This window comes from Candidatus Phytoplasma solani (assembly GCF_040126175.1).
GTDB lineage: Bacteria > Bacillota_I > Bacilli_A > Acholeplasmatales > Acholeplasmataceae > Phytoplasma > Phytoplasma solani_A.
Window position 1 is genome coordinate 444,887 of sequence record NZ_CP155828.1, and the last position, 13,862, is coordinate 458,748.

General features: G+C 24.4%; 9 protein-coding genes. 2 read left to right on the forward strand and 7 right to left on the reverse strand.

What is annotated here, in order from left to right:
- Nucleotides 1-36: 36 nt before the first annotated feature.
- The 7 genes from tyrS to PSOL_RS02215 form a co-directional block, all read right to left on the reverse strand.
- Nucleotides 37-1,281, reverse strand: a complete 1,245-nt coding sequence (gene tyrS, locus PSOL_RS02185; RefSeq protein WP_349401726.1) for a tyrosine--tRNA ligase — start codon at nucleotides 1,279-1,281, stop codon at nucleotides 37-39.
- Between the two features lie 95 nt (nucleotides 1,282-1,376).
- Complete coding sequence (rplS, locus tag PSOL_RS02190) at nucleotides 1,377-1,733, reverse strand: 50S ribosomal protein L19 (RefSeq protein ID WP_349401728.1); 357 nt, start codon at nucleotides 1,731-1,733, stop codon at nucleotides 1,377-1,379.
- A 32-nt stretch (nucleotides 1,734-1,765) separates the two neighbouring features.
- Nucleotides 1,766-2,500, reverse strand: a complete 735-nt coding sequence (gene trmD, locus PSOL_RS02195) for a tRNA (guanosine(37)-N1)-methyltransferase TrmD (RefSeq protein WP_349401730.1) — start codon at nucleotides 2,498-2,500, stop codon at nucleotides 1,766-1,768.
- A 49-nt stretch (nucleotides 2,501-2,549) separates the two neighbouring features.
- A complete protein-coding gene (gene rpsP / locus PSOL_RS02200) occupies nucleotides 2,550-2,828 on the reverse strand; it encodes a 30S ribosomal protein S16 (protein ID WP_349401732.1) in 279 nt (92 codons plus the stop codon).
- Nucleotides 2,829-2,971: 143 nt separating this feature from the next.
- Complete coding sequence (gene prfB / locus PSOL_RS02205) at nucleotides 2,972-4,075, reverse strand: peptide chain release factor 2 (RefSeq protein WP_349401734.1); 1,104 nt, start codon at nucleotides 4,073-4,075, stop codon at nucleotides 2,972-2,974.
- Between the two features lie 3 nt (nucleotides 4,076-4,078).
- On the reverse strand, nucleotides 4,079-6,580 hold the full coding sequence (secA, locus tag PSOL_RS02210; RefSeq protein ID WP_349401735.1) for a preprotein translocase subunit SecA: 2,502 nt from the start codon (nucleotides 6,578-6,580) through the stop codon (nucleotides 4,079-4,081).
- 426 nt (nucleotides 6,581-7,006) lie between these two features.
- Nucleotides 7,007-8,629, reverse strand: a complete 1,623-nt coding sequence (locus PSOL_RS02215; RefSeq protein WP_349401737.1) for a hypothetical protein — start codon at nucleotides 8,627-8,629, stop codon at nucleotides 7,007-7,009.
- Nucleotides 8,630-9,564: 935 nt separating this feature from the next.
- Here PSOL_RS02215 and PSOL_RS02220 point away from each other — a divergent pair.
- Nucleotides 9,565-11,985, forward strand: a complete 2,421-nt coding sequence (locus PSOL_RS02220; RefSeq protein ID WP_349401739.1) for a hypothetical protein — start codon at nucleotides 9,565-9,567, stop codon at nucleotides 11,983-11,985.
- Between the two features lie 354 nt (nucleotides 11,986-12,339).
- The gene (gene lysS / locus PSOL_RS02225) at nucleotides 12,340-13,848 is read left to right on the forward strand and encodes a lysine--tRNA ligase (protein ID WP_349401741.1); all 1,509 of its coding nucleotides are present in this window, start codon (nucleotides 12,340-12,342) and stop codon (nucleotides 13,846-13,848) included.
- The last annotated feature ends 14 nt before the right edge of the window (nucleotides 13,849-13,862 follow it).

Here is a 13,862-nt window from a genome sequence, read left to right on the forward strand (position 1 = left end):
ACCCCATTTTATTTGTAAACAAAATTTAAAAAAACATTAATTAAAGATAATTAAAGCGTTGTGTTTTTTACCTTTTTTTAAAAGGGTGTATTTAGTGAATAAAGTAGTTTCTTTAGTAATCAAATAATCAGGATTTTTGATTTTTTGGTTAAAAATTTGAATATTTCCTTTTTGAATAAATTTACGAGCTTCACTTTTAGAAGTTGTTAATTTAGTTTTAACTAAAACATCAACTAAGGAAATGGAATCTAATGGAGTTGAGTAGCAAAATAATGTTTTAGCTAATAAAATGAAATCTTTTTCTTGAAAAGCTTCTTTTTGATTTAAAAATAAAATTTCATTGGTTTTAAGACATTCTTGCAAAACTTTTTGAGAATAAATTAAACAAATGATGTTATTGGCTAAAGTTTTTTGAGCTAATCGCTTTTGAGGATTTTGGAAAGTTGCTTTTTCTAATTCTAAAATCTCTTCTTTAGGAATTAAAGTAAGTTTTTTTAAGTAATTAATAATTTCTTCATCAGAAACATTTAAAAAATATTGATAAATTTCATAAGGAGAGGTTTTTTTAGGATTTAACCACAAAACACCTTGTTCACTTTTGCCAAATTTAGTACCATTAGCATTTAATAAAAGAGGTGTACTAACACCAAAAGCAATATGGTCTTTTGATATTTTTCTAATTAATTCTAAACCACTTGTAATATTACCCCATTGATCAGAACCACCTAATTGCAATTGAACATTATGGTTTTTATATAAATGGTAAAAATCTAAAGATTGTAAAATCATATAAGTAAACTCAGTAAAAGAAATGCCAGAAAACAATCTTTTGGCCACTGTTTTTTTTCCTAACATATAATTAACATTAAAAAACTTACCATATTTTCTTAAAAAAGTAATTATATCTAACTTAGAAAGCCATTCATAATTATTCATAAAATTTATTTTTTCTTGAAATAAAATTGCTTTCAATTGCAATTCAAGATTTTGAGCGTTTTTTAATGATGTTTCCAAAGATAATAATTTTCTTTCTTCTGTCTCTTTTGGATCACCAATTAAACCAGTAGCTCCACCAATCAAAATAAAAGGTAAATGTCCTTGTTTTTGTAATAATAAAATCATTGTTATCTGAACTAAATGTCCTACAGTTAAAGAATCGGAAGTGGGATCAAAACCACAATAAAATTTAACTTGTTTATGATCTAAAATATCTTTTAATTCTTTTTCATTACTACAATCTTTAATTAAATTACGCCATTTTAATTCTTCATAAAAAGACATCTCCAAACTCCTATTTTTTATTTCAAAAACATTTTATTTTTTTGGGAATAAAAAATAACTTATATCAAAAAAATATTGTATTTTAAGAAATTAAGTTATCTTTTTTCTTTAATTCGTGAAGCTTTAGAAGAAAGATTGCGAACATAATGTAATTTAGCACGACGAACAATACCATAACGTACAATTTCTATTTTTTCGTTAGAAGGTGAATACAACGGGAAAGTAAGTTCTACCCCTACCCCTGAAAAGATTTTTCTAACAGTAAAAGTTTCTGACATAAGACGTCCTTGTCGTTTGATAACCAAACCTTCAAAAATTTGAATTCTTTTGCGATTTATTTCTTCAATTTTAATAAAAACTCTAACAGTATCTCCGGGTTTAAAAGAAGGAATTTCTTTCAGTTGGTGTTGAGTGACTGATTCTATTAAATTTTGTCCTTTTAATTGAGACATGCACTTTCTCCTTTGTTTTTTAAAAAAATATTTTAAGAATTATTTGTCAATTCTTGTTTAATTTCTTCTAAAATTACTTTTTCTTTTGGGGTTAATTTCTTATTTGCTAAAAGATCAGGTCTTTTTTGTAAAGTAATTCTTAAACTTTCTTTTTGACGCCAACTTTTAATTTTGGCATGATTGCCAGATAACAAAACTGAAGGTACTTCCTGGTTTTGATAACTTTGTGGTCTTGTATATTGAGGAAATTTCAATAAACCTTGTTGATGTGAATCACAAAGATAAGATTCTTGTTTGATAACACCAGGAATAAGACGAACAATGGCATCAATTAAAACGGTGGCAGCAATTTCTCCTCCGGTTAAAACATAATCACCTATTGAAATTTCTTGATCAATGTATTTTAAGATTCTTGCATCCACCCCTTCATAATTACTACATAAAATAATTAAATGAGATTCTTTTAAAACGTAATTAGTTGCTTGCAATTGATTAAAAAGTTTACCCTGAGGAGAGAGTAAAATAACTTTACTTTGGGGAGTTTTGATTTCTTGAAGACAATCAAAAAAAGGAGGAAAAGAAAGTAACATTCCTGCTCCCCCTCCATAAACACAATCATCTACTTGGTGATGTTTATTAACGCTGTATTTTCTTAAATCATGAACTTTTATTTGAACTTTTTTTTGTTCTAAAGCTCTTTTGATAATAGAATTATCACAAAAACTTCTAAAAAAAAAAGGAAAAATAGTTATAATTTCAATAATCATAATTAAGGGTCACTTTCGATATAATGTGAAATTAACATAATTAAAAAAATTATTTTGTAACACTTGACTTTTTCATTTTGGTTGTTGTTTTGGTAACAAAATTATCTTTTTTCAAGATTTTTTTAACTGTTTTAGTTAGTTGAGCACCATTGGATAACCACTTTTGAATTTTATCATGATCTAACTTGATAATGTTTAAAATAGTATCATAAGTTCCTAAAATTTCTAAAAATTTACCGTCTCTAGCGTTTCTAGAATCACTTGTAACTACCCTATAAAAAGGTCTTTTATGCACTCCGAATCGTTGCAAACGCATTTTTATCGCCATATTAATAAAACTCTACTTTCTTTTTGTAATTAATCTTGAAATTAACAAATTCATCCTAACTATTATGACATAAAAGTCGTTAATTGTCAAGTTTTGTATGTTTTAGATGAATAAAATTATTAAAAAAATATTTTTTTAGTATTTTATTCATTAAAAGGTATTTTACTTAAATATCCATTAATAAAATCATCAATATTGCCATCCATTACTTGTTCTAATTGAAAAATTTCTTGATTAGTGCGATGATCTTTGACCATTTTATAAGGATGAAAAATATAACTTCTAATTTGAGAACCCCAGCCGATTTCTTTTTGCTCGCTTTGAAATTTTTTAGCATTTTCTTCTTTTTGCTGCTTTAAGGCTAACTGAAATAACTTAGTTTTAAGCATTTGTAAGGCTTTTTCGCGATTTTTAATTTGACTACGTTCATTTTGACAACCAACCACCAATCCGGTTGGTAAATGAGTAATTCTAACTGCTGAATCTGTAGTGTTGACATGCTGTCCTCCGGCACCACTACTTCTAAACACATCAATTTTTAAATTCTCTGTTTGCAAATTAATTTTAATTTCATCTTTGATCTCAGGCAAGACATCACAAGAAACAAAAGAAGTATGCCTTTTGGCATTAGCATCGAAAGGAGAAACCCTAACTAAACGATGAACTCCTTTTTCAGCTTTTAAATAACCGTAAGCATAATCACCTTTAACCAATAAAGTAGCCGATTTAAGACCAGCTTCCTCACCTGATTGATAATCAAGGATTTCTATTTTAAAATTCTTTTTTTGAGCGTATTTTTGATACATTCTAAAAAGCATTTCACACCAATCTTGTGATTCAGTTCCGCCTGCTCCAGGGTGAAAAATTAAAATAGCGTTATTATTGTCATAAGGCTGATTTAAAAAAATTTTAATTTTAAAGTTAAAAACAGCTTCTATTAAGTTTTTTAATTCCTCTTCCAAAAAAATAGTTTCATTATTTTGGCTATCTTCGAAATTAAAAAAATCTACTAAATCTTGATAATTATTTTCCAAATGAACTAAAGTGTTTATTTTTTCTTGTAGATCATTAAACTTTTGACTTATTTTAATTGCTTTTTGTGGATTATCCCAAAAATCTTTTTTTTGCATTAAATCATTAAGTTTTATCAAAGTTTGATTATTTTTATTTAAATTAAGAGCTTTTTTTAAATCTCTTAAATTTTGAGATATGTTTTCTAAATTTTGGTTAATTTCATATTTTTCCATAAATTAATTCCAAGGTTTTTTAGAAATGCGAATTTTTCTTCTTTTTTTGACTATATTAGCATTATCAGAATTATTATCATTTAAAATGTTTTTTTGTGGTTTCGGCATGTTTTTAAAGTTTTGTAATAAGGAAAATTTTAAAATAGTATTAGTGATATCAATAGCTATTTGATGAATCATTTTATTAAAAAATAGTTGTCCTTCTTTTTGATATTCAATAAAAGAATCTTGTTGTCCATAACCCACAAAACCAATACCTTGCCTTAAAATACTCATATCGTTAATATGACGTTTATAATGATTATCAATTATTTTTAACATAATCCATCTTATAACTTGATAAAAAAATTGAATATCGCTATTTTCCTTTTCAAAAAAAGTTTTTTGACTTTTTAAAATAGTTGTAATTTTGTCTAATAAGTGTTTTTTAAATTCAATAAAGGTTTTGTTGGTAAATTTTTCAAATATCACTTGGACTTCTTTTAAATCAAAAGTTTCTTTGGGGAAAAAGTTTTTTTCTAAAAAAAGAATTAATGATTTTGCTTGGTTAGAACTTTTTTTATTGGAAAAATAAGGAATAATAGCTTGATTAATTGTTTTTTCAATTAAATTAAGAGCTATTTTTTCAGGATGAGAACTATTTAAAATTTCTTTTCTTTGACCGTATATAATTTCTCTTTGAATTCGCAAAATATCGTCATATTTTAAAAGATATTTACGATAATCAAAATTAGAAGATTCTACTTTTTTCTGTATTTTGGTGAAAAATTTAGTAATCATTTTAGAAGATGTTTTTTTTTCACTAGTGTTTATTTGTTGCAACAAAGAAATAATTTTTTCAATTTTTGTACCACCAAATCTTTGCGCTAGTTCATCTTGGCTAGAAATAAAAAAACGAGAATAACCAGGATCTCCTTGACGTCCAGCGCGTCCTCTCAATTGGTTATCAATTCTTCTTGATTCATGTCTTTCGGTTCCTAAAACAGCCAACCCCCCTAAAGCAATTACGCCTTCACCTAAACGAATATCAGTTCCTCTTCCCGCCATATTAGTAGCTATCGTAACTGAGTTTTTTAGTCCAGCTTTGGTAATTATTTCAGCCTCTTTAGAGTGATTTTTAGCATTTAATATTTCATGTTTAATTAAATGTTTTTTTAGTTTTTTGGCAATAATCTCAGAAACTTCAACTGTAGTTGTCCCAATTAAAATAGGTTGTCCTAATTTATGTCTTTCTAATATTTCATCAATTAAAGCATCATATTTTTCTTTCATAGTCACAAAAATAAAATCAGGTTCATCAATCCTAATCATAGGAAGGTTAGTAGGAATTTCAATCACTTCCATATTATAAATATCTCTAAATTCATCTTCTTCAGTTTTAGCAGTTCCTGTCATCCCTGATAATTTATGATAAAGACGGAAAAAATTTTGATAGGTAATAGTAGCTCCAATAGAAGTTTCTTCTTTGATTAAAACCCCTTCTTTGGCTTCTAAAGCTTGGTGCAAACCATCACTAAATTGACGCCCTTTTAAAACCCTTCCAGTAAATTGATCAATAATTAGAACTTGATTTTGATCAACCAAATAATCTTTATTTTTATGCATTGTAAAAAAAGCTTTTAGGGCGTTTTTGATATGATGAAGCAGTGAAGAATATTGTATATCATATAAATTTTCAATTTGAAAAAAATTTTCAGCTTTGTTCATCCCTTCTTCAGTTAATTCAATGGTTTTGCTTTCTAACTCAATAAGATAATGTTGACTTTTTAGTGTTTTTACAAAGCGATTAGCTTCTTTATATAAATTTTTAGTTTCTTTCGTGCTTTGAGAAATGATTAAAGGAGTGCGGGCTTCATCAATCAAAATAGAATCTACTTCATCGACAATAGCGTAGCTATAAGGTCGTTTCATCACTAAATTATGAGCATCAATTTCCATATTATCTCTTAAATAATCAAAACCAAGTTCAGAATTGATAGTATAAAGGACATCACATAAATAAGCTGCTTGTTTTTCTTCAATGTTTTTATCTTTAATGTTAATTCCAACTGAAAGTCCTAAAAAACGAAAAACTTCCCCAATCTTGCCTTCAAATTCTCTTTTAGCTAAATATTCATTAACTGTAACTATATGCACTGAATCACCACTTAAAGCGTTTAAATAAGCAGGCATAATAGCTGTTAAAGTTTTTCCTTCACCAGTTTTCATTTCAGCAATATTGCCTTGATGCAAAATAATAGCTCCTAAAACCTGAACGTAATAAGGAGTTAAACCTGTAACTCTTTTAGTGGCTTCTCTTGCTAAAGCATAAGCTTCAGGTAATAATTGATTAAGGGTTTCTCCCTTTTGATATCTTTGTTTGAATTTGTTTGTTTTTTCAACAAAATCTTGATCCTGTAATAAAGACATAGTTTGACTTAGATTTTGCACTTTATTAGCAATAACTCTAGCTTTTCTTAAAGCTCTTTTAGAAGAATTAAATATTTTTTTTAAAAAATTAAACATAATGGCTTTAATCCCTTTTCTATATTTTCATTAATTAAACAAAAAATAAAATCTTTTTCCAAATTAGTTATTTTTAATAAATTTTAAGCTCAAAGATAACTAAAAGTCTAAAAGGAAAAAACTAATTTTTTTAAAAAGATTTTTTAATTTCAATTTACTTTTTTTAATTTATGACAAAAGTTAATGTGAAATAATTAAAATATTTAATTTTTCACTTTTTTCCAAAAAAATCATCATATCATTAGGAAATAAAAAAATTAAAAAAAGCAAATATCAATAATATTATACCTTTTTTTAAACTAACAAAAAACTTATTTTAAAATATAGTTTAAATATTTCTTATTATCTACAAAATTGAAAAAAGACAACTTTTTATCTTAAAAATATTTTATTAATTTTAAGTTTAAAATGTTTGAAATCAAAGACTTAATTACTTTTTGACTGTTGACAAATATTGATAATAGGGTTATAAGTTTTACAAAGTTTACCTAAAGAATCATAAAGATTAACCAAACAAGTTTCTGACGATTCTCCAAAAAAATTAGTCCTAATTTTTTTTCCAGTTTGAGGATCGATTTGAGTAATTCTTTTAATAAAACCATTACGAGAAAAATCAATTAAAAGCCCCATTCTTTTTAGTTCTTCTTTTGAATATCCAAATTCTTGAATTAATTTAGATGAACAATTAAGATTTAAACATTTTTGAGGGGTAATTTTTAGTTCTCTTAAATCTAAACCAATATTTGATAATTGAATTAATTCTTGCAACGTATAACCAGCTTTTTGTAATTCTTTAGCGGTGCAACCTGCATTTTTTAATTCATCAAGAGTATAGCCACTTTCTTTTAATTCTTGAATTTTAATTCCCGCAAACAAAAATTGTTCCAAAGAAAATCCTTTTTCTTTTAATTCATCAAGAGTGTAACCAACTTCTTTTAGTTCTTTAGCACTAAATTTAAAATCTTTTAGTTCAGAAATTAAATAACCAGCTTCTTTTAATTGTGAAATAGAAACACCATTTTGATTTAAAACTTTTGGGGTGTAACCAGCTTCTTTGAAATCTTGTAAACTAAAATTGGCATCTTGGAATAATTGCTTAATTGAATATAAAGCAGGTTTTAATTCTTGCAAACTATAACCCATTTCTTTTAAAGCTTTTGCACTAAATCCTGCTTTTTTCAATTCTTGTGGAGTATAACCGATTGATTTGAAACCATATAATGGTAACGTAGTATATCTAAATTGTACCGCTTTAAAACCTACGTCTTTTAATTCTTGAGGAGATACACCAAGATAAAGCATTAATTCTTTTGGGCTAAATCCAGCTTTTTTTAATTGAAAAAGATTATATCCAGATTCCAATTTGATTTTATTAATGGTATATTTAAATGCTAATTCTAAAGGGCTATAACCAATTTGAATTAAATTAAAAATGCTGTATCCTTTTTGTTCTAATTGATCGAATCCAATAAAATCTTTTTTAAAATCTTGAACTTTATATCCAATTTGTTGAAAAATTTTATTATCAAGATTTATAAGTTCTCGTGGAGTATAACCAGCTTTTTTAAAATCTTGGGGGACATAACCAGCTTTAATTAGTTCTTCTGGTAAAAAACCAGCATTTTTTAAATCTTTAATTTTGAATTGTGCAGCTTTTAATTCTTTAGCTGTATATTCTCCTTGTTTTAACTGTTTTGCAGAAATTAAAACTTTTTTTAAAAGATTAGCGGTATAGCCTTTTTGTTTGAGTTCTGAAATACTAAGTCCTTGTTTTATTAAGTTCTTTATTTCGTTAATGTTTGCTTTTGATGGTTCGTTTGGTAAAGTTTTGAACTGTAAGTTGGTTTTTTGAAAATGTTGAAATTGCTCTTTTTTAATTTGATAATCTAACTTTTCATCAAGAGAAATATCTTGAACTTCTTGCTTTAAAACTCTATTTTTTATTTTTTTTTGATTATCTAAATAAAAAAGCAAAAGAAACAATAAAGTTATTAAAATCATTAAAAAAGTGACAATAAAGCGTTTTTTAGAAAAAAAACTAATGCTCATTTTAAAACATTCCTAATTACTTTATAATGAATATTTTTTTTAATCTTTTAATTTTTAAAAACTAAAAATTAATTATAAAAAATTAAAAAAGGGGGGGAGTAAACACAATATTATTATAACCCATATAAACATTATGTAAACTAAAATAATACGTTTTTGGCATATAATTTAATTATTTTTTATTTTTTTTAGTTTTGATTGTTGTTGTTTTTTTGTTCTGATATCTATTTAAATTAACAAAGATTGTTAAAAAAATAGATATTTTTTAGTTCAAAAAAACAAATCACAAATAATTTTTTAAATTTAAAAATTTTTAAGTTATAATGAAAGTATACATAAGATATATCAGTATATATAAGAAATTTAAAATACAAAAATATTAAACTATCCTCAATGTTATTTAACTTAAAAAATTAACGAAAGGGTTTTTTATATAATTTTATGATTAATATAGATAATTTAAAAGTTATTAATTATTTGAATAAAAATTATTATTTAATTATTTCTGGTTTCAATTCCTTTTTTAGCTTGTTTGAAGGTTCTTATTTGCACATTAACAGAAGATATTATTCTTTTAGTTTGTTTACAAAACGAAATACATTAGTTGTAACCTTTCGGTTAATTATTGGATTCTTTCATTTATTTTTTGACTATTCATTTTATTTTTGTTTCAGGTGGTTGCCGTTTTTGGTCCGGCGCCTATATTTAAACTTACAAAAAAAATTTTGTTTGACAATTGTTTTCTTTTTACTTTTTTTTATTTTTCGGCTCAATTCCTAATAATTTAATAATTTTTTTACACATCAAAATTACCATCAAAATCAACAAATATGGATCTTATAATACTCTTTTTTTAAGTTTTTTTGTTATATTTAAAATTATTTTAAAATATTTCATAAATTAAATAAAAATTAAAAAAGGGAGCTAATAATAGATTGTCTGAAGAAAATAACATTATTAATGTTGTTGCTTGCGCAACAAATAAGGGAAAAGATGGTATTATAAATCATTTAAAAGATAACATAGAAGATTGTTATTATTATTTTAAAGAGGAAAATATTTCGGTTTTATCGAATCATTATTGTGAAATAACGATTAACGAAATGAAGAACCAAATATTTTTTAAAATAACCAAAACACTAGACAAAAACATAATTGGATTTAAATTTATCATAGAAAAAGAAGAAAATAAAGAAGAGAGACGAGAACAAAATACAGAAAATAATGATAACCAAACAATTAAAAAATTAGAGTTAAAAATAAAACTTATTACAAAGGAATTCGAAGAACATAAATATAATATACAACACCTAACAACCAATACAACAAAAAATGAAACAAAATTAGAAATCAATGAACAAAGAAATATTATTATCTATTTGATAAAATCTACTAAAAAAATGTTAAAAGATAATAAAAATGATTATTGTATAAATATTTTATTAAATCTTCTTCTTTTGCCAGAACTTTGCTATCATATGGAAAATCTTTCAAAAATTTCACACACAAGTGAAAAAAAATATAAATATTTTATTAGTTATATAGAACAAATAACAAAATGGGATACAAATGTTGAGAATAATAATTTTTTTTCTAAAACATTGATGTATCAACTAAGATGTGATTTATATCATGGAAATATTACTTTCTCCAAGTACAATTTTATATCAAAATCTAAAAAATCAAACGAAGACAACCAAACATATCCTTTTTACATAACAGAAGATTCAGTTCCGATAGAAAAAAACTATAATGAAGACAAAATACAATTTTATTATGAACGAGTTAAACAGATTGTAAATTTTTTTAAAATAACTTTAGATTTAAATATGGATTTCGAGGATAAATTTAATTATAATGTTATTTTCAATGAAATACCATTAGAAAAAAAACCAAAAGGTTTAAAAGGTTTAATAACAAATTTAATAACAAAAATAGATAAAATAAAAGAATTAATTAAACCCAATAATAATAATGATGATGAAATAAATTTACAATATTTACAAAAATTTGCTAACTCAGCTTTTAAATTAAAAAAAAATCAATTAGATTTTTTATCCAAACAAATCTTAAATAATATAAAATTTTTAATTAAAAAAAATAAGAAAAATAAAAAAAATGAAAAAAATAAAGATCTGCTTTATTCTGTTTTGAAGGAAAATTTAGAACCAAACGAAAGAAAAGAAAAAATAGAAAAAATAATCAAAAAAATAAAAAAAATTATAACACCAGAAAACATAACAAATAATGAAAATATATTCGCTATTTTATATCAATATAATTATGAAATAAGAAAGTTATCTCTTTTGATAAAAAACATTCCCGAACTTATATCAACTAATAATGTTTCTTCTGATAAACAATATTTAGATAATAAAAATATAATAGCAGAAGCATCATTTAACGCAATATTTAAAACTAAAACAAAAATATTAAACAATTTTAATAATAACATAGATGTTAAATCTTTCTTAAATGAAATTGATTTATCTTGTTATATATATAAAAATAAATCCTGCTTTGAAAAAAATAAAAATAATAATTGTACCCAAATACTAAAAGATTTCATCGATAAATATAAAAACATTAATAAAGAAAACAATAAACATAATCGCTATTATAAAGAAATTAATAAGTTGTTAAAAACCGATATAACTGATATAAAAGAAATTAATATCGATGTTTTAAAAAACATTAATGATATATTTAACAAATTTAAAATAGAATATAAAGAAAATGGTACAGATAAATTGTTCAAAATGCTAACAGAAAACGACAAATCTAAAGTTTCAGACACAAATCAGTATTTAAAAAATATTATAAAATATGTTATTATTAATGAAATTAAAGAAACAAACTCCTCCGATGAAAAATTAATTAAAAGTTTTTCTACAAAAATAAAACGAAATAAAATTTTTAATAAAATATTTACAATTTATACGGGAACAATATCAAATGAGCTAAAAGACGAAAAACTAGAAAACAAAATACTTAAAGAAATAGAGAAATTAAAAAAAGGCAAAAATATTAAAACATTAAATAACACAAAAAAAAATTTTGCAGATGAATTAGAAAAAATAATAAAGGTAAGATCTAATAACAAACCGTCCACATTATTAAAAAATTTTACCCCTTTATTAAATTTATTTAAGAAAATAAAATCACCTATCATAAATATTGATATTAACGCTTTATTTAATTTTTTTTATAACTTTTTATTTAATAAAACAGAAAAATCTTGGTTAGACAAAAATCACAAAAATATTTTATTGTATAATTTAAAAGTTGATTTCGAAAAAATCAAACATGACCACAATCAAAAACCATTGCTTCCAAAAAATACACTTAGCAAATAAAATTCTATAATTTATTTTTAGCTAATTATAAATATTTTCAAAAATAGCAAAAGATGACAAATTACTGAATTAAAATAAGTAAAAGACACTTTTTTAAGAGTCTTTTTTTTGTTAATCTAAAATAATGATAACAGTAATTAATAAAATCAAGATAATAAAGTTTTAAATTTGTAATTAGAAACAAGCTTTTTTTTATTTTAATTTATTTCTAATTTTTTAACTTTTCTTATTTTTTTCTAAAAACAATTTTTTTTCAACGAAATATACGGTTAAAAAAACGCCATTTTTTGGTATAATTAAGATTAATGTTTTAAAATAAAAAAAATAAATTAACTAGATTTAGGAGAAGATAAAATGACTAAAAAAATGACAGAACAAGAAGCTATTAGATATCAAAAAATCAAGAAGTTAAAAAAATTAAAAATTGATCCTTTTGGTAAAAAATTTATTTGTTCACAAACAATTGAAAATCTTATTTTAAATTATCAAAATATAAATAAAGAAAAGTTAGAACAAACAAAAATTGATGTAGCTATAGCAGGAAGGATTGTTTTAAAAAGAGGGCAAGGAAAAGCTGGTTTTTTACATTTACAAGATTTTAATTTTAGAATCCAAGTTTATCTAAAACTTGATTTATTAGGTAATGATCCTTTTAGTCTTTATCAAAATTCTGATTTAGGCGATATTATAGGAATTAAGGGTTTTTTATTTAAAACTAAAACTCAAGAACTAACAATTAAAGCTTTAGAATTTATTCATTTAACCAAAACTTTAAAACCATTACCTGATAAATTTCATGGTTTGCAAAAACGCGAAGAAATGAGAAAAAAACGTTATGTTGATCTTATTGTTAATGAGAAAAGTAGACAAGTTTTTTTTATTCGTAGTCTGATTGTTAAAGCAATTCGTAATTTTTTTGATAATGAAGGTTTTTTAGAGGTAGAAACTCCTATTTTGCAATCAACTTTGGGAGGGGCAGCCGCTAAACCCTTTATCACGCATCACAACGCTTTAAATTGTGACTTTTATTTGAGAATAGCTACTGAATTGCCTTTAAAAAAATTGATTGTTGGTGGAATGAACAAGGTTTATGAAATTGGACGTCTTTTTCGCAATGAAGGGGTTGACGCAACTCATAACCCTGAATTTAGCACCATCGAAGCTTACCAAGCTTATGCAGATATGCAAGATATTATGGAATTAACTCAAAAATGTCTTCAATATGTTTGTCAAAAAGTGTTAAAAAGTTTAGATTTTAGTTATCAAAATAAAAAAATTAGCTTTCAAAATTTTCAAAAAATCAGCATGACTGACGCTATCAAAGATCAAACAGGAATTGACTTTCAAAAACATTTATCTTTAGAAACTTGTTTGCAGTTAGCAAAACAACATGATATTAACGTTATGTCTCATTTTATTCAAGGTCACATTATAGAAGCTTTTTTTGAAAAATATGTCGAAAATAAATTAATTCAACCTACTTTTATTTATGGACATCCAGTAGAAATTAGTCCTTTAGCAAAAAATAACGAAAAAGATCCCCGTTTTGCCGACCGCTTTGAACTTTTTATTGATGGAAAAGAGTTTGCTAACGCTTTTAGTGAATTAAACGATCCAATAGAACAAGAAAATCGTTTTTTAAATCAATTAAAGCAAAAAGAATTAGGTAATGATGAAGCCAACGAAATGGATTATGATTTTTTAAACGCTTTAAGTTACGGAATGCCTCCAACTGGCGGCTTGGGAATGGGGATTGATCGAATAGTTATGCTTTTAACCGATACCGCCAACATTCGTGATGTTATTTTATTTCCTCATTTCAAAAATAAAAATGTTTTAAAAGAGAACCTTAAAAAAAAATAAGGACAGCAAGGATT